Consider the following 17,973-nt stretch of genomic DNA (forward strand, 5'->3'; position numbering starts at 1 on the left):
TGGTTCCGGGGCTCGGCGGGGTACTGCCGTCTCTCAGAGACCGGCGGTCAGGCCGGTGGCCAGACCGGTGACCGCGCCCGTGTTCACGCCGGTGGCGGACTCGACGAGACCCGTGACCGAGCCGACGACGCCGGTGACCGGGACGATGCCCTCGACGGTGCCCGTGACGTTGCCGACGAGGCCGCCGACGAGGCCGCCCGAGACGTTGTCGAGGTCGCTGTCGGAGATCTCGGCGGTCTCGACCTGGGGGGTGTGGTTCATGGTGAGCGCTGCCCTTCGTATGGAAATTGCTTATCCACGGAAACCCGTGTTGCGGCCTCCGTGTGGTTCAGGATCAAAGCACGCTCGCACCTCGCACAGCTAATCGAACCGCAGCGGATTCATCGGTGCGGCGTCATTCGAACCGAATTTTCTGCACATGTGTTCCTTGCGTGGCGGCAATTTCTTCACGAGCTTCACCGGATGAATTCCCCACTGTCGTGGAGCGGTGCTCCGCAAGTGCGTCGGTACCGCACCAAACACCTCATCCCGTGGGCTGGAACCGGCGGTTCGCGCCTACCCGGGTGATCGTTGTGGGCGCACGGTGTGCAGATCCTCCACCCGGCCGTCCCTCGAAATTCGGGAGTTCGCGTGGTCCGGTCCAAGGGTGGCGCTCGGGAAGTGTCGATATTCACGCCATTGTAAAAGGTGAACGTGTGTCTATTTCTCGAAAGCGATTTCCGTGTGAGGGCGGTGTGCGCATGGGACTTTTCCCGGAATTCTGTGATCGCCCGGTCATGCAACCTCCGTGGATGTGGAGAGCCTGTGTCGCCGGTGCCGTTGTCGTCCCGCGGCGGCGCGGGGATGCCGGGCGGCGGGCGTGACGGCCGAGGTGGTGGGTGACGGCCGGTGGGGGATGCCGGGTGGTGGGTGACGGCCGGTGGGGGATGCCGGGTGGTGGGTGACGGCCGGTGGGGGATGCCGGGTGGTGGGTGACGGCCGGTGGGAGATGCCGGTGGTGGGCGGGACGGCCGCGGGAATGCCGGCCGGAGGGTCGCTCTGGGCCGCGGGTCCCGCTCATTCATCCGATGAAGCGGCTGCACCACCCTTCTCTCCGCGCCGGAAGCGACGCTACGATCGGGCTGCTTCATGGGAGCGCTCCCATTTCGTTTGGCCCCCAGCCGTCGCTGCGCGGCGGCCCAGCTCGGAGAGGACGTTTCCGTGCACCTCAGCACCAGACCGATCGCCGCCCTGGTGGCGGCACTCGCCCTCACCGCCGGGTTATCCCTCACCGGTACACCGGCCGTGGCACGCCCGGACGACGGCCCTGTCGCCGCCCAGGCATCGGATGTGTCCATCGCGGCGGACACCTACACATGGAAGAACGCGAGGATCGACGGCGGTGGCTTCGTGCCGGGCATCGTCTTCAACCGGTCCGAGAAGAACCTCGCCTACGCCCGAACCGACATCGGCGGTGCCTACCGCTGGGACCAGTCGGGCAAGCGGTGGACACCGCTGCTCGACTGGGTGGACTGGGACCGGTGGGGCTGGTCCGGAGTGGTGAGCCTCGCCTCGGACACCGCGGAGCCCGACAACGTGTACGCCGCGGTCGGCACGTACACCAACAGCTGGGACCCGACGAACGGAGCGGTCCTGCGTTCCTCGGACCGCGGTGCTTCCTGGAAGGCGACCACGCTGCCCTTCAAGCTCGGCGGCAACATGCCGGGACGAGGGATGGGGGAGCGGCTCGCGGTCGACCCCAACAAGAACTCCGTGCTGTATCTCGGCGCCCCCAGCGGCAACGGGCTGTGGCGGTCCACCGACTCCGGGGTCACCTGGTCGGAGGTGACCGCGTTCCCCAACCCGGGCAACTACGCCGCCGATCCGTCCGACACCAGCGGCTACAACAACGACAACCAGGGCATCGTCTGGGTGACGTTCGACGAGCGGTCCGGGAGCGCGGGCAGTGCCACCCAGGACATCTACGTCGGTGTCGCCGACAAGGAGAACACCGTCTACCGCTCCACGGACGGTGGCGCCACCTGGTCGAGGATCGCCGGTCAGCCGACCGGCTACCTCGCCCACAAGGGTGTGCTGGACTCGGCCACGGGCTACCTCTATCTGACGACCAGTGACACCGGCGGCCCGTACGACGGCGCCAAGGGCCAGATCTGGCGCTACGACACGGATTCCGGCGCGTGGAAGGACGTCAGCCCCGTCGCGGCGGCGGACGTCTACCACGGTTTCAGCGGCCTCTCCGTCGACCGTCAGAAGCCGGGGACCCTGATGGCCACCGCCTACAGCTCCTGGTGGCCCGACACCCAGATATTCCGCTCCACCGACAGCGGCGCGACCTGGACCAGGGCCTGGGACTTCACCAGTTACCCGAACCGTTCCAACCGCTACACCATGGACATCTCGTCCTCCCCCTGGCTCAGCTGGGGAGCCAACCCCTCGCCTCCGGAGACCGCCCCCAAGCTGGGCTGGATGACGGAGTCCCTGGAGATCGACCCCTTCGACTCCGACCGGATGATGTACGGCACCGGGGCGACGGTCTACGGCACGGAGAACCTCACGTCGTGGGACTCCGGCGGTCAGTTCAAGATCACGCCCATGGTGAAGGGGCTTGAGGAGACGGCTGTCAACGACCTGGCGAGCCCGCCCTCCGGAGCGCCTCTGCTCAGCGCGCTCGGTGACATCGGCGGTTTCCGGCACACGGACCTGGACGCCGTGCCGGCCATGATGTTCACCTCGCCGAACCTCGACTCCACCACCAGCCTGGACTTCGCCGAGAAGTCCCCCGGCACGGTCGTCCGGGTGGGCAACGCCGACGCCGCACCGCACATCGGCTTCTCCACCGACAACGGGGCCAACTGGTTCCAGGGCTCCGAGCCCTCGGGGGTCACCGCGGGCGGTACGGTCGCGGCGGCCGCGGACGGCAGCGGCTTCGTCTGGAGCCCGGAGGGCGCTGGCGTCCACCGCACCACCGGTTACGGGAACTCCTGGACCGCGTCCACCGGAATCCCGGCCGGGGCGACGGTCGAGTCCGACCGCGTGAACCCGAAGAAGTTCTACGGGTTCAAGGCCGGCACCTTCTACGTGTCGAACGACGGCGGCGCCAGCTTCACCGCGAAGGCGAGCGGCCTGCCCGCCGAAGGAAACGTCCGCTTCAAGGCGTTGCCCGGCACGGAGGGCGACATCTGGTTCGCGGGCGGCTCCGAGGCCGGCACGTACGGGCTGTGGCGTTCGACCGACTCGGGGGAGACCTTCACCCGATTCACCGGTATCGAGCAGGCCGACAGTGTGGGCTTCGGCAAGGCGGCGCCGGGAGCCTCGTACCAGACGGTGTTCGTCAGCGCGAAGATCGGCGGGGTTCGCGGCATCTTCCGCTCCACCGGCAAGGGTGCCACCTGGACGCGGATCAACGACGACGCCCACCAGTGGGCGTGGACCGGAGCCGCCATCACCGGCGACCCGCGCGTCTACGGCAGGGTCTACGTGTCCACCAACGGGCGCGGCATCCAGGTCGGGGAGACCTCGGACAGCGGAGGAGGGGGTACGGATCCGGATCCCGACCCCGACCCGGATCCGGACCCCGATCCCGAGCCCGAGGACTCGTCCTGCTCGGTGACCTACAAGGTCACCAACCAGTGGTCGGGCGGATTCCAGGCGGATGTGGCGGTCACCAACACCGGTTCCACGCCGTACGACGGCTGGCAGCTGGGCTGGTCCTTCCCCGGCGACCAGAAGGTCGGCCAGATGTGGAACGCCTCCTTCCAGCAGTCAGGGGTGAAGGTGACGGTGAAGGACGCCGGCTGGAACGGCAAGGTGGCGCCCGGCTCCACGGCGGGCTTCGGCTTCACCGGTACGACCACCGGAAGCAGTTCGGCCCCGACCGCGTTCACCCTGGGCGGTGAGGCCTGCACCGTCGGATGACCCCGGGGGCCGGTGCGGCGGCGAGCATCCGAGCCGTACCGGCCCGTAGGGCTGTAAATAGACATATCGACCTCTGTGTGGTGCATTGGAGTGAGCGCACCCTGGGAGGTACCCGTGGCTGATGTGGACGTACTGGTCGCGGGAGCAGGCCCGGTGGGCCTGACACTGGCGACGGAACTCCGTCGGCGTGGCGTGTCGTGCAGGGTCGTCGACCGCCTGCCCGCCCGCCTCCCCTACGCGCGTGCCGTGGGTGTCCAGCCCCGGACCCTCGAGATCTGGGACCGCATGGGAATGGTCCGCGAGGCGTTGGAGGCAGCCGTCCCCCTGAAGGGACAACTGCTCTACGCCGACGGCGAGGAGGGCCCCCGGATCGACCTCGCGCTGCCGCCCGGGTTCCCCTACGGATTCGCGGCCCTTCCGCAGTACGAGACCGAGCGGCTGCTGGAAGACCTCCTGACGCGCCGGGGAGGCCAGGTCGAACGCGGCACCGAACTCGTCTCCTTCACCCAGGACCCCACCGAGGTGGGCGTCGTCCTGCGCCCGCCGGAAGGCGGCACCGAGGAGGTCACGGCCCGCTACCTCGTGGGGTGCGACGGCGCGCACAGCGCGGTGCGCAAAGGGCTCGGGCTCGCCTTCGAAGGCGCGGCGCTTCCCGAGGAGTACATGCTGGGAGACGTCGAGGTCGACTGGGACCTTCCCCGGGGCTACGCGATCCGGGCCTCGCGCCGCGCCGACGGGCAGCCGGACGACCTCCTGGTGTGCATCCCGCTGCCCGGCGAGAACCGCTACCGGATGTCGATGGCGGCCCCGCCCGAACTCCGGGCGGCGGCCGGTGGTGAGGACGGTGTGGTCCATGGCCTGAGCGACTCACGCGGACGGGTGCCCGGTCTCGAACACATTCAGGCGGTCCTCGACCGTCTCGCACCCCGCCCTGTCAGAGCGTCGACGCTTCGCTGGTCCTCCGTCTTCCGCGTCAGTCACCGCATCGTGGGCAGCTACGGCCGCGGAAGGGTCTTCCTGGCCGGGGACTCCGCCCACATCCATCCCCCCACGGGCGCCCAGGGGATGAACACCGGTGTCCAGGACGCGTTCAACCTGGGGTGGAAGCTCGCTGCGGCGGTGCGGGGCCGAGCCGGCGCGGGACTCCTGGACAGCTACGACGCCGAACGCCGCCCCATCGGCGAGGAGGTGGTCGCGCGGACCGTGCGTCACGCGCGAGGGGGAGTCCAGAGCGATCCGGAGGACCCGGGGACGCTGATCCTCCGTGAGGCACAGCTCCTGCTCGGGTACCGGGGCAGCCCGCTCGTGCGGCCCGGCGGCTCCCCGCACGAGGGCCCGGAACCGGGTGACCGGGCGCCGGACTGCGGAGGCCTCGTCCATGCTGTGGGGACCTTCCCCGTCAGGCTGTTCGGCCTGCTCAGGGAGCGCGAGCACACCCTGCTGCTCTACGCCGACCGTGAGGACCAGATCCCGTCGTTCGACGAGGTCGCGGCCGACGCCGCCTTGGCCGCACCCGGCTCGCTGAACACATGCGTAATCCTCGCCCCCGCGCTGCGCGCGCCGGTGCCGTACCTGCCGGCCGTCCGGGACAGCCTCGGCGAGTTCCGTCTGGCGTACGGGGCCCGGGGAGGCGAGGCGGTGCTGGTCCGGCCCGACGGCTACCTCGGCTTCCGGGGCGTCCCGGCAGACGGGCCGGAGCCCGCGGCCCACCTGCGCACGCTGTACGGGACATGACGTGGGGCCCGGCGACGACCCCCTGAATCAGAGATCTGCCGGGCCCCACGCCTTCCGATGAGCCGATCGTGCTCATCTCATCCCGGCTCAGGGAAAGGAGACCACCTGGGACGGGACGGTCGAAGTACCGGATGTGGGCGATCCGGTGTTGTTGATGACGTGGTCGTACTGTCCCTGTCCGCCGAGGGAGACGACGAGCAGGTCGTGGAACTTGACTCCGGGCTTCACCGGAGCCTGGAACCCGTGCTGCTGACGGATGGTCGGGTCGACGTTGAAGTAGCAGTAGCTGCCCATGCCCCAGCCCTCGTGGGTGGTGACGTTGTCACCCACCTTGTAGGCGGCGTACCCCTTGATGTCGCCGTTCTGGATGGCGGCCTGGTTGGGGGCGTCGTAGGCCTTCTCGTTCTGGAAGAAGATCGTCTTCCCGTTCTCGCCGTACCACTGCACGTCGTACTTGTTGAAGTGCTCGACGAACAGTCCGGTGGCCAGTACGTCGTCACCGTTGACCCGGAGGCCGTAGTCGGAGCGGTTCGTCTCCCAGCCGACGCCGTCGCCGTGGTCGGCGCGCCACAGCCAGGTGTGGTCGATGATCGTGTCGTCACTGTTGACCACCATGCCGGTGGTCGCCTTGCCGGCTCCGGCGCCTCCGACCCGGACGAACACGTCCTGGAGGCTGGTCGGGTTGGCCGCGTGGTCCGCCGAGGCGCCCTCCGGACCCACCTGGACGAGGACCTGGGAATTCTGTGTTCCGGCGTCGACGAGGAGTCCGGCGAGCTTGACGCCGTCGACGTCGCCGACCTTGATCGCGGTCACCCCGTTGTCCGGGATGATCGTGGCGAGGCCGAGTCCGAGGGCCACGGTGTTCGCGCGGTTGATCTCGATCGGCTCGTTCACGTGGTAGATGCCCGGGGTGAAGAGCAGGTGCAGCCCCTGGCGTACCGCGGCGTTGATGGTCTGCGCGGTGGCGCCGGGCTTGACCACGTAGAACTGGCTCAGGGGGATGGACTCGCCCTGCGGGGTGCCGTTCCAGGAGACGCCGCGGGCGTTGGTGCGCTTGGCGGGGACGAAGACCTTGTAGGCGTTGCCGTCGAGGTAGAGGAAGGGCTTCTCGCGGGAGACCGGGGTGTTGTTGAGGGTGGTGTAGGGGGGCTCGGGGAAGCTCTGGGCGGGTGCGCCCTCGACGCCGGAGAAGGTCATGTTCCAGACGCCGTTGCCCCAGCTGCCGATGGAGCTGTCGCGGGTGTACCACTGCTGCTGGGAGTAGGGGCCGACCTGGCCGTCGATCTTGCTGTCGGCGATGTAGCCGCCGCTGGCCCAGCCGTAGCCGTTCGGGGCGAGGTTGAGGCCGCCCTTGACGTGCATGCGGCGGAAGGGGGCGGCCTGGGAGACGGCCCAGCGGTTGGTGCCGCTGACGGGGTTGAGGGCGAGGTTCTCGGCGGAGCGCCAGAAGTTCTGGGTGGCGTTGCCGTTGAACCAGCCGGCGTCCACGGTGACATCGCCGTTGAAGGTGGTGTCGTCCGGCTTGAGGCCGAGACCCGCGATGGAGGTGTAGAAGCCGATCTGGGCGTTGATGTTGTTGTAGGTGCCCGGCTTGAACATCAGCGCGTAGCGGCCGTTGCCGAACTGCGCGGACTCCTGCTGCTTGAAGATCTGGTCGACCTTGCCCTGGATGTCGGGCGTCGAGGGGTCGAAGACCAGGACGTTGGGTCCGAGGTCACCGCCGCCGGGGATCTGCGGGTCGCCCCCACCGGTCGTTCCGAACACCTGGAACTCCCAGAGGGAGTGACCGTACCCGGTGGCCCGGGCGGTGCCGGTGAGCCGGACGTAGCGTGCGGTGCCAGAGAGGTTCAGGGTCTCTGTGCCGCCGGGGCCGGTGGTGGTGGAGTAGGCGGTGCTCCAGGTGCTGTTGTCCGAGGAGAACTCGATCCGGTAGCCCGTGGAGTAGGCCGCCTCCCAGCGCAGCACGATCTGGCTCACCGAGGCGGCGGAGCCGAGGTCGATCTTGATCCACTGAGGGTCGGAGAAGGCGCTGGACCAGCGGGTTCCGTTGTCTCCGTCCACCGCCGCGGTGGCGGGGGTGCCGCCGTTCTCCTGGCTGGAGGCGGTGACCGCCTTCCCTTGGGAGAGCAGCGAGGGCGCGGCGCTCGCGGAGGTCTGGGGAATGAGGGCGAGCAGGGAGAGGACCAGTCCCGCGACGACGGCGAACACGCCGCCGCGTCTCGTGGCCGGGGCGGCAAGGGGTCTGCGGAGGTTCGGAGGTGCGTACATCTGGGGTCTCCTGAGCCGTGGGGGCGGGTACACGACACGCACAGCCGGAGAGAGCGCTCTCTCCGGCTGTGCGAGATACTTCACCCTTGTTGCGAACGCGTCAAGAGATGTGCAACAGGAGATGTATCAGGGCCTGTTGGCGACAAGAACTGACGGCGAGTCCTGGGTGCTGCCCCCTCTGCGGATCGGGAAGGTGACGGTGCGTGAGATGGGACGGGTGACGGATTCAGGAACTGTCGGACCGGTTCACCGCGCTCCGTACGTCCGCACGTAGTCGAAGTCGGCCGTCACGCCGGACCGGTTGTGCGAGACCAGGCCGATCCTCAGCTCTCCCTCGACCGGGAGGGTCCAGACGCTTCCCGTCGACCAGTGGGCACCGTCGCGGCTGGTGGACGCGCGTACCTCGTGCTCCCCGTGCTCGGTGTCCCGGTGGTACGCGAGGCGCAGCCACATGGTGCCGGACGTCGGGCCGCCGAACATCGGGGCGTTCGCGACGGCTGTCGGCGGGGTGGTCGTGGGGCGCTCGCCCTCCTTGCCGAATTCGCTGACGTCGAGCAGCGCTCCGTCGCCGTTGGTGAGCGGCAGGACGGAATGGACGAGCTTGAAGAAGCGGTCGTCGTTCTCGTACAGCACCAGACCGGCCTGCTGGGCCGCCTTGTCCGGTGCGAACCGCAGCTTCGTCTCGACCGTGAAATCACCCTTCGGCGCGTCCCGGAGGAGTACGGACGCCGTGTTGTTCCCCAGGTGCAACTCGGCGTCCTGGGTCGGCCAGGAGAGCGCTCCACCGGACATCGTGACCCCGGCGGACGACCCTCTCACCCATGACCACGGGGAGCCGGACGTCGTCCCCGGGACCGCCGGACCGTCGAACTCGTCGCTGTGGGCGGGCAGCAGGTCCCCGGGTCCGCCGGTGGTGACCCGTTTCGTCACCGGGCGGTACAGGGCGGTGGCGCCCACGTTGTCCGCCGCACCCGCTCCCCGCGCGGCGGCGCCCACCGCGCCCTGGTGTACCGCGGCGGCCGGAACGACGCGGGACTGCACGGCCACCGGGTCGCGGAGCCGGTCACCGCTCACCTCGACCGTCAGACGCGTCCCGCGCAGCTCCACGGACACGTTGTTCCAGGTGTCCCAGGAGAAGGCGGCCGGCAACGCCGTGAGCTGCTCGCCCCGGCTCCTGCCGCCCACCCGTACGTCGGTGACCAGTGCGCCCCGGGCGCGGTCGAGCCAGGCGACGATCCGGTTGTCCCGGTCGCGGTGGGCGACGGTGAGCCCGGCGGCGCCGTCCGGCGACGTCACCCGCAGGTCGGCCTCCGCACGGAGGCCGGAGGGGACCCGCCCCTCGGCGAGGAGGTACGAGGGAACGTTCCCGCCGCCGGAGTGAGCCGCGTACGTATGCGAATCCGGGTCGTTCCCCGCCTTCCACCCAGCTGCGGTTCCGCCCTCGGCGCGCCACCCCGCGAGTCCGCCGTCCTCGAACGTCCCGCCCACCGCGGGGGCGGTCACCGGCGCGGTCACAGGTCCGTCCGAGGGTCCGGCTCCCGCCCGTACGACCGGCCAGCCGTCGATCCAGTCGAGGCGGTCGACGAGCATGGGACGGCGGGTCAGCTTCAGGGTGCCGTTCGAGGCGGGCGCGAGGTCGGGGGACTCGGCGGGGATACCGTGGTACACGAGCCAGTCCTGGCCGGACAGATCGGTCTGCAGGGAGTTGTGGCCCGGGCCGATCCACCGGTTGCCACCGGCTCCGGCCACCACACCGGCCTTGCTGGTGAGATCCATGAGGCCGGTGCCCTCGTCGTCGGTGAACGGGCCGGTGGGGCTGGTGGACCTGCCCACCTTCACCTGGTAGCCGCTGTACGCGCCGTCGCAGCAGCCCGCGTCGGAATAGAAGAGGTAGTAGTAGGCGCCGCGCCGGACCACGAAGCCGCCCTCGACCCTGCGGCCCCGGGCGACCTGGGTGACCTCGCCCTCGGTCCGGGTGAGATCCGCGTTCAGCCGGGCGACGCAGATCGTGTCGTAACTGCCCCAGTACAGATAGGGCGTGCCGTCCGTGTCCGTGAACTGGGCCTGGTCGATGTTGCCCGTGGGGCATCCGCTCGGCGACGGCAGCACGGACCCGCGGTCGGTCCACGGGCCGGTCGGGGTGGCGGAGGTGGCCAGACCGACGGTGTTGCGGCCCGGAACCGAGTAGTAGAGGTGGTAGAGGCCCGAGGCGTAGCGCACATCCGGGGCCCACAGCCGCGAACCCTGGTGCCAGGCGGGCTTGTTCGCGGGTGTGAAGACCTCTCCGGCGTACTCCCAGGTCACCATGTCCGCCGAGCGAAGGATCGGCAGGATGCGTTCGCAGTCCTCGCCCTTGCTCTGCATGACGGGATTCTGTGTCCCGTAGGCGTACCAGAGACCGTCCTTGCCCCGGATCATCGCGGGATCGGGGAAGGTATCGACGGCCCCGGTGGAGACCGGATTCGTGTACGTCGCCGCGGCTTCCGGGCGGACCGGAGCTCCGTGCGACGGGACGGTCGCGAGAGTGAACAGACCGAGCAGGGCGACGGCTCCGGCAGCCCAGCGGTGGAGGGAGGGGAGCCGGACCTTCCCCAGGGTGCGTCTCATGAGGTCTCCGTGAGGGTTCCGGCCGGATCCGCGGGCGCGGTCCAGGTCGTGTCGTCGGCCTCGAAGGCGCTGAGGCTCGGGTCGTGGTCGGAGGAACCGATGTCGTACATCGAGGTCATCCAGTGGTAGAAGTTGTCGCCGCGGTCGCGCAACAGGGTGTAGAGCCGGCGCATCATCCGGCCGCGGACCTCTCCGAACTCCGGATGGGTGTACCGGTTGCTGAGCTCGTGCGGGTCCGCCACCAGGTCGTACAGCTCGTTCACCGACTCAGGATTGACGACGAGTTTGTAGCGGTCGTCACGGATCATGCGCTGCGGGTAAGGGAAGTGATGGCCGTGGAACTCGGCGACCAGTTCCTGAGGCCATCGGGGCCGCTCACCGCGCACCAGCGGGACCAGGCTGCGGCTGTCGACGGCGGGGGAGGGATCGCAGCCTGCCAGTTCGAGCAGTGTGGCGGTGCAGTCGGTGAGACAGGTCAGCTCGTCCCTCACCTGCGGGGCCGCCCCCGGGATCCGGATGATGCCGGGGATGCGGTAGATGTCCTCGTACATGGCCGGTCCCTTGTCGTGCAGCCGGTGCGCGCCGGTGAACTCCCCGTGGTCCGCGGTGAAGAGGACCGAGGTGTTCCCGCTCAGCCCCAGCTCGTCCAGCCGGGTGAGGATGCGCCCGATCTGCTCGTCGATCAGCGTCACATAGCCCCAGTAGGCCGCGATCAGCTTGCGGGTCGTCTCGATGGGGATGGTGTCGAAGGCCCAGTGCGCGCTGTAGTTGCGCTGCACCGGGGGTTTGCCCTCGAAGGTCTCCGCGACCGAGGGGGGAAGCTCGACGAGTTCCGGATCGTAGAGGTCGAAGTAGGAGTCCGGCAGCAGGTACGGAAGATGCGGCCCGAAGAAGTGCGTGGCCAGGAAGAACGGCTCCTCGCCCGCCGCGTAGCGCTCCAGGTGCTCGATGGCGCGGGTGGCGAGGTAGTACTCGAAGGTCGCCTCCACCGGCTGGTGCAGCCGCGCCGCCAGCAGGTTCCCGGGATTCCCGCCCGGGGCGGTGCCGCGTACCGGTTCGGAGATGCGGTACGGGGGAAGCCCGTTCTCGTCGAGATACGCCAGGTAGTCGGGATGGTCGACGGGGTTGTGCCAGCCGGGCAGGTCCGGACCCTCGAATCCGTACGAGGCCGCGTTGCGGTGGGTGCCCCCGTGCCACTTCCCGATGAGCCCCAGCCGGTAGCCCTGCTCGGCCAGGGCGGAGGGGAAGGTGAAGGCGTCCTCCCGGAGATCCTCCAGATAACCGACGTTCCGCTCGTAGTTGGCGAGCAGCCGGTGCCGGAAGGGCGCCTGCCCGGTGAGCAGGCTTGCCCGTGCCGGGGTGCAGATCGCGGTCGGTGTGTAGAAGCGGTCGAAGCGCGTGCCGGTGGCCGCCAGCCTGTCGAGGTTCGGTGTGGCGACGTGCGGGTTGCCGTAACAGCCCAGGGTGTCCACCCGGTGCTGATCGGTCATCAGGAACAGCAGGTTCACTTCTTGTACGCCTTCGTGTAGAGGTCACCCTCGTAGTAGGTGGCGGCCGGGGGAGCCTTCTCGAGCTGACCCGTGTCCTCGAAGAAGGCACCCAGCCCGTCCAGCCACCCGTCCACGGTCCCGTCCTCGGTCCTGGCGACCAGATCGGCCGTCGACAGCGTCTCGACGTTCGCGGCGTCGGCCGCCACCTTGGCCCGGTCGACCTTCAGCAGTGCCGCGGCCGCGTCGATCGCCTCGTCGGGGTGGGCGGCGCGCCAGTCGTTGGCCTTCTGCAGGACCTTGACGACCTTGGCGTTCAGGGCGTCGTCGCTCCTGGCCGGCGAGACGAAGGCGGTGGGGAAGGCCCGGTCCTTGAAGTCGGCCGTACTGGCGACCTCCTTCAGTCCCGGCTTCTTCGCCTTGATCGTGTCGATCAGCGGGTACCAGAGACCCGCCCCGTCGATCTGCCCGGAGACGAAGGCGGAGACCACCGTGGACGGGTCCATCGGCACCTTCTGGATGTCCTTCTCCGTCATTCCGGCCCTCTGCAGCGCGAGATTCAGTGCCATGGCACCGGACGTGCCCTCGGGCACGCCGACCTTCTTCCCCTTGAGCCCTTCGATGGAGGTGATGCCGGGCTGCGCTATGACCCGGTCGGCGCGGGCGAGCGTGTTGATCGCGACGACCTTGGCCTTGCCGGACGCGGGCAGCCACATCGCACCGGGGCCGATGTAGCCGAAGTCGAGGTTGCCCGAGCCGAGGGCCTGGATCTGCAGCGGACCGTTGGTGAACGTCTTGTACTGCGGGCTCAGGCCCTGTTCCTTCCACAGGCCCTGCCTGTCGGCAACGGCCAGCAGACTCGCTCCGTTGTAGTCGCTGATGTACCCGAAGCGGACGGTCGATCCGCCGTCGGAGGACGAGTCGCCCGAGCATCCGGTGACGGAGAGTGCCAGCGCCGACACGGCGACGGCCGCCGTCAGGGCGCGTTGAGGTAGACGCATGACGCAGATTCCTTCATGGGGTTCGGAAACGGTGTTCGGAAACGGTGTTCGGGACGGGGATTCGGAGTGAGGTGGTTCAGGCGGCCGGCGCGGCCGGGGCCTGGTGGTAGACCGCGGTCCACACGGAATTGCGGATCCGGGCGAATTCGGGGGAGAGGCGCATGGCCTCGGTACGCGGATAGGGCAGGTCCACATCGACGACCGAGTGGATCCGGCCCGGCCGCGCGGCCATCACCACGACGCGACGGGCGAGGTACACCGCCTCGTCCACGTCATGGGTGACGAACAGGACCGTGCGGCGGTCCCGGCTCCAGGTCTCCAGGAGCTGGTCCTGCATCTGGACCCGGGTCAGCGCGTCCAGCGCGCCGAACGGCTCGTCCATCAGGAGCACCTGCGGATCGACCGCGTACGCCCTGGCGATCGCGCAGCGCTGCTTCATCCCGCCGGACAGCGTCTTCGGCAGGGCATCGGCGAAGTCGGTCAGACCGACCAGGGCGATGGCGCGGTCCGCCCGCAGCCTCCGCTCGGGGGCGGGCACCGAGGCCAGCTTCAGACCGAACTCGACGTTGCCGCGCACGGTCAGCCAGGGGAACAGCGCGTACTGCTGGAAGATCACTCCGCGGTCCGGCCCGGGGCCGGTGACGGGCCGGCCGTCGACCAGGACCTCGCCCGAGGTCGGTACGGCGAGCCCGGCGGCGAGGTTGAGGAGCGTGCTCTTGCCGCACCCGGACGGGCCGACGACGGTGACGAACTCCTCGTCGTCGATGTCGAGCGACACCTGGTCCAGGGCGGTGAAGGCGGTCTTCCGCAACGGAAAGGTCCGTGACACCTTCCGGAAGGAGATCTTGGCGTTCATCGGGTCTCCTGCCAACGGGTGAGGCGGCGTTCGGCGAGCAGCAGCAGCCGGTCCATGACCAGGCCCAGCAGGCCGATGGTGATCAGGCCCACGAAGATGGTGGGCAGGTCGTAGTAGAGCTGGGCGTTCTGCATCCGGAAGCCGAGCCCTTCCTGAGCGGCGATCAGCTCGGCGGCGACGAGCGTTCCCCAGGCGGACCCCAGCCCGATCCGCATGCCCACGAGGATGAACGGCGCCGAGGCGGGGACGACCACCTTCAGGAAGATCGTTCCGTCACGTGCGCCCAGCACCCGCGCGGCGTCGATCAGCGTCCGCTCGACCCCGACGACGCCCTGGAAGGCCGCCACCACACTCGACAGGAATGCGGCCAGGAAGATCACGAATATCTTGGGGAGCTCACCGATGCCCAGGAGCACGATCGCCAGGGGGATCATGGCCAGTGGCGGGACGGTGCGGAAGAACTGGACGTAGGGCTCCAGCAGCCCTCGCGCCACCGGGTACCAGCCCATCAGGAAGCCCACGGGCACGGCCAGGGCGGTGCCCAGCGCGAACCCGGTCAGTACGCGCCGCAGGCTGGCCAGGGCGTCGTCGGCCAGCGTGCCGTCCGCGATCAGATCGGCCGCCCGGCCCGCCACAGCGACCGGGCCCGGCAGTGCCTGCACCCCGAGTGAAGCCACCCACGCCCACAGGCCGATCCCGGCCACGAGCGCGATCAGGTTCAGTGCGGGCGTGGGGACGCGGCCCCGGCGGCGGGAGGCACGGGGAGGGGGCGCGGGGTCCTTCACCGGAGCGAACCGCTTCGGAGGTGTCTCCGTGGAACTCATAGGGCGTCCTCGGGAAGGTCGTCGCCGCCCGGATCCGGGTAGCGGGCGAGCAGAGGGGATTCATGGAGGGCCAGGGCGACTCCGCCGAGCGCGCCCCCGGCCTCGCCGAGCCCGGCGGGCAGCAGGGTCAGCCTGCCGCGGGCCAGTGGCATCACGTGCGCGTCGAGGGCCTCGTGCACGGCGGCGAACAGGGCTTCCCCCGCCCGCGCCAGCTCGCCCCCGATGACGATCACGCCCGGGCCCACGGCGTTGACCACCCCGGCGAGCACCGTGCCCGTCCGGATGCCCGCGGTCCGGAGCACCTCCAGTGCGGCCCGGTCCCCGTTGCCGACCGCCCGCAGAAGGGTCGGTACGTCGTCCGCCCGGCCCCCCAGCGCCCGGAACGAGGCGAGCACGGGGCCGATCGAGGCGATCGTCTCCAGGCACCCCTTGCCCCCGCACTCGCAGGGGCCGCCTCCGGGATCAGCCGTGATGTGCCCGAGCTCGCCCGCCAGGCCGTCGGCGCCCCGGTGGAGCGAACCGTTGACGACCAGCCCGCCGCCCACGCCGTGCGAGAGCCGCAGATACAGCACGTCCTGGCTCGAGGCGGCCGCTCCCCAGGTGGATTCCGCGAGGGCGGCCAGGCGCGTGTTGTTGTCCAGCAGGACCGGTGCGCCGAATCGTTTGCTCAGCAGTGCAGCCAGGGCCGCGAGCGGCTCCTCGTGGGCGTCCCCGGCCGTACGCACCGGCCCGACGACCCCGACCCCGACCGCACCTGTCGTGCCGAGCGAGGACAGCCGCAGGGTGCCGCCGGCCAGCGACGCCACCAGCCGCTCCGCCAGCTCCACCCGCCTCTCCCACGACAGTCCCGGCGGATGGGGACGGCTCGCCGAACCGATCACCTCGTGGGCGACGTTGGCTGCCGCGACGTGCACGGCGCGGCGCGCGAAATCGATCCCGACGGCCTGTCCGGCAGCGGGGTTCAGGGTGAGGTGCTCGACCGGACGCCCACGCTTTCGCGGCCCGGGATCGGCGGCCGCCACCACGACCGCCCCACTCGCGACGAGGGTCCCGACTATGTCGTACAGCGTGGTGCGCGACAGGCCTGCCTGGCGTCCGAGCTCGGCCCGGCTCTGCGGCCCGTGACGGCGCAGCAGACCGAGTACGCGTTCCTCGTGCCCGCGCCTCAACCGCGAGAGAGGTCCACCGTGTGAGTGCATGGCGCCCAGCATGCTGACCGCGCGATTTTTTCGTCAATGACCCGGAAAAATATTCATGTTGCCGCAACGCCGAGGGGACCGGACCCGCCGAGGGCCGTGGAGGCCGGGAATCCGGACGGGCCGTCAGCCTGCCGAGGACAAGAGCGGGTGCGGGGAGCGAGGGCCGAGGGGCCGGCCGGCAGCGGGTGCCGCCGCGCGCGATTCGGATCCTCTACACCCTTGATCGTTTTTGCTCAAACCTCCGCACGGCGTGGCGTGCCCTCCAACGGGTGACATCTGGCGCCCTGTCACACGATGGGCCCACGGCGTCCCCCGAATGCGGCCTCCCCGAGTGGTGCGCTTCCGGAATCCGACTGACGGTGGATCACGTCGCCCCCGTGATTCGAAGAGCCGGCAACCAGCCGGCCGGCGCGGGAGTGGCGAAAGGACTGTGTATCCATGCGCTCTGCCCGCACCCTGTTCGCATCGGCTGCCGTCACGGCGGTCCTCGCGGTCTCCGTCCCCGCCGCATACGCCGTGACCTCGGCGGACGAGTGGGAGAAGGACAGCGGCTCCTCCGCCGGCAGGAACGACGACCGTGAGAAGCCGGACTCGTGGAAGCACGAGAAGCCCGAGGGCGGTGTGCACGCCGGTGGCGGCGCGCTGGCCGGTGTGTCGTCCGACGACTGGGAGAAGAAGGGGGACAAGGAGTCCGGCAGCAACGACGACCGTGAGAAGCCGGACTCGTGGAAGCACGAGAAGCCGGAAGGCGGTGTGCACGCCGGTGGCGGCGCGCTGGCCGGTGTGTCGTCCGACGACTGGGAGAAGAAGGGGGACAAGGAGTCCGGCAGCAACGACGACCGTGAGAAGCCGGACTCGTGGAAGCACGAGAAGCCCGAGGGCGGTGTGCACGCCGGTGGCGGCGCGCTGGCCGGCGTGTCGTCCGACGACTGGGAGAAGGACAAGGAGTCCGGCTCCGGCAGTGGCGACGGCGAGAAGACCTGGAAGCACGAGAAGCCGGAAGGCGGTGTCCACACCGGTGGCGGCGCCATGGCCCTGTCCGGCAGCGGCCTCGCCGCCGGTTCGGTGCTGATGCTCGGCGGCCTCGGCGCCGCGGCCTACAAGCTGCGCCGCCGCAACGCCTCGGGCACCGCGGCCGTCTGACGGTCCGCGTTCCGCTGAACGAATCCTGTCGTGGCCGCCGCCCCCTCCAGGGCGGTGGCCGCGCCGATTTTCCCGTCCGGCCACGCCGTCGGCCGTGGTCCCCTCAGCCCGCACGTCCAGCCGTCGGCCGTGGCACCTTTGCACGTCGAGCCCCCGACCGTGGCCCCCTCACCCCGCACGTCCAGCCCGTACGCGAAAGGCAGCATGCGCATGGCCGCCCCGCAGCCGTCCGAATCAGCCCCCGCCTCCCCTGCCCTCGGCCGTTCCCTGCTGTGGCCCGTCGCGGCGGTGGGGCTGGGCTTCCTCCTCGTCTACAACTCCTTCGACGCGTCGGCCGGAGTCCCCCCGGCCCCCTCCGTGGTGACTCTCCCCGCGGCCCCCGCCCCGTCCCGGTCGGCACCCGCGCCGACGACCGACCCCGGCCTTCCCGCGTCGGATCCGGAGCGGATCCGCATCAAGTCGATCGCGGTGGACGCGCCCTTCACACCGCTCTCGATCGGCCCCACGGGACAGCTCGACGCCCCGCCGGCGAGCGATCCCAACCTGGTCGGATGGTTCAAGGACGGCGCCACCCCGGGTGAACGCGGTACCTCCGTCGTCGCGGGGCACGTCGACACCAAGACGGGACCCGCGGTGTTCCTGCTGCTCAGCACCCTCAAGGCGGGCAACACCGTCGACATCACCCGCGAGGACGGTGCCGTCGCCACCTTCAAGGTCGACTCCGTCGAGACGTTCAGCAAGGCGGACTTCCCCAGTGAGCGTGTGTACGAGGACAACGGCACCGCCCAGCTGCGGCTGATCACCTGCGGTGGTGTCTACGACAAGAAGAAGAAGGACTACGAGGACAACGTGGTCGTCTTCGGGCACCTGGCCTCGGTCAGCAAGTCCTGACGCGGCGCCCCGTTCGACAGGCTCTCACCCGTGACGTACGGGTGAGAG

Annotated in this window: 12 protein-coding genes; 4 read left to right on the forward strand and 8 right to left on the reverse strand. The window is 69.8% G+C overall.

Going from position 1 to position 17,973, the window contains the following annotated elements; all coding sequences use genetic code 11:
* Positions 1 to 33: 33 nt before the first annotated feature.
* On the reverse strand, positions 34 to 261 hold the full coding sequence (locus tag ACGFNN_RS06000; protein ID WP_362672133.1) for a type A2 lantipeptide: 228 nt from the start codon (positions 259 to 261) through the stop codon (positions 34 to 36).
* A gap of 939 nt (positions 262 to 1,200) precedes the next feature.
* Between ACGFNN_RS06000 and ACGFNN_RS06005 the strand changes: the two genes are divergently transcribed.
* Complete coding sequence (locus tag ACGFNN_RS06005; protein ID WP_393553389.1) at positions 1,201 to 3,915, forward strand: cellulose binding domain-containing protein; 2,715 nt, start codon at positions 1,201 to 1,203, stop codon at positions 3,913 to 3,915.
* A 114-nt stretch (positions 3,916 to 4,029) separates the two neighbouring features.
* Positions 4,030 to 5,649: an FAD-dependent monooxygenase gene (locus ACGFNN_RS06010; RefSeq protein ID WP_393553391.1), complete on the forward strand. Its 1,620-nt coding sequence runs from the start codon at positions 4,030 to 4,032 to the stop codon at positions 5,647 to 5,649.
* 87 nt (positions 5,650 to 5,736) lie between these two features.
* Here ACGFNN_RS06010 and ACGFNN_RS06015 read toward each other — a convergent pair whose 3' ends face one another.
* The 7 genes from ACGFNN_RS06015 to ACGFNN_RS06045 all read right to left on the reverse strand — a co-directional run bounded on the left by ACGFNN_RS06015 (position 5,737) and on the right by ACGFNN_RS06045 (position 15,903).
* Positions 5,737 to 7,917 (reverse strand): discoidin domain-containing protein, encoded by a 2,181-nt coding sequence (locus ACGFNN_RS06015; protein WP_393553393.1) that lies wholly within the window; start codon positions 7,915 to 7,917, stop codon positions 5,737 to 5,739.
* A 246-nt stretch (positions 7,918 to 8,163) separates the two neighbouring features.
* Positions 8,164 to 10,524 (reverse strand): family 43 glycosylhydrolase, encoded by a 2,361-nt coding sequence (locus ACGFNN_RS06020; RefSeq protein WP_393553395.1) that lies wholly within the window; start codon positions 10,522 to 10,524, stop codon positions 8,164 to 8,166.
* The gene (locus tag ACGFNN_RS06025) at positions 10,521 to 12,032 is read right to left on the reverse strand and encodes a sulfatase-like hydrolase/transferase (RefSeq protein WP_393553397.1); all 1,512 of its coding nucleotides are present in this window, start codon (positions 12,030 to 12,032) and stop codon (positions 10,521 to 10,523) included. Before ACGFNN_RS06025 ends, ACGFNN_RS06020 begins: the two co-directional genes overlap by 4 nt.
* The gene (locus ACGFNN_RS06030; RefSeq protein ID WP_393553399.1) at positions 12,029 to 13,012 is read right to left on the reverse strand and encodes an aliphatic sulfonate ABC transporter substrate-binding protein; all 984 of its coding nucleotides are present in this window, start codon (positions 13,010 to 13,012) and stop codon (positions 12,029 to 12,031) included. Before ACGFNN_RS06030 ends, ACGFNN_RS06025 begins: the two co-directional genes overlap by 4 nt.
* Before the next feature lie 76 nt (positions 13,013 to 13,088).
* Positions 13,089 to 13,868 (reverse strand): ABC transporter ATP-binding protein, encoded by a 780-nt coding sequence (locus ACGFNN_RS06035; protein ID WP_393553401.1) that lies wholly within the window; start codon positions 13,866 to 13,868, stop codon positions 13,089 to 13,091.
* Positions 13,865 to 14,692: an ABC transporter permease gene (locus tag ACGFNN_RS06040; protein WP_393553403.1), complete on the reverse strand. Its 828-nt coding sequence runs from the start codon at positions 14,690 to 14,692 to the stop codon at positions 13,865 to 13,867. Before ACGFNN_RS06040 ends, ACGFNN_RS06035 begins: the two co-directional genes overlap by 4 nt.
* The gene (locus ACGFNN_RS06045) at positions 14,689 to 15,903 is read right to left on the reverse strand and encodes an ROK family protein (RefSeq protein WP_393553405.1); all 1,215 of its coding nucleotides are present in this window, start codon (positions 15,901 to 15,903) and stop codon (positions 14,689 to 14,691) included. Before ACGFNN_RS06045 ends, ACGFNN_RS06040 begins: the two co-directional genes overlap by 4 nt.
* A gap of 426 nt (positions 15,904 to 16,329) precedes the next feature.
* Here ACGFNN_RS06045 and ACGFNN_RS06050 point away from each other — a divergent pair, with 426 nt between their 5' ends.
* On the forward strand, positions 16,330 to 17,034 hold the full coding sequence (locus ACGFNN_RS06050) for a hypothetical protein (RefSeq protein ID WP_393553407.1): 705 nt from the start codon (positions 16,330 to 16,332) through the stop codon (positions 17,032 to 17,034).
* Between the two features lie 210 nt (positions 17,035 to 17,244).
* A complete protein-coding gene (locus ACGFNN_RS06055) occupies positions 17,245 to 17,925 on the forward strand; it encodes a class F sortase (protein WP_393553409.1) in 681 nt (226 codons plus the stop codon).
* Positions 17,926 to 17,973 lie beyond the last annotated feature (48 nt).

Origin of the sequence: Streptomyces sp. NPDC048590 (genome assembly GCF_043199535.1) — a bacterium.
In the GTDB taxonomy this organism is placed as follows: domain Bacteria; phylum Actinomycetota; class Actinomycetes; order Streptomycetales; family Streptomycetaceae; genus Streptomyces.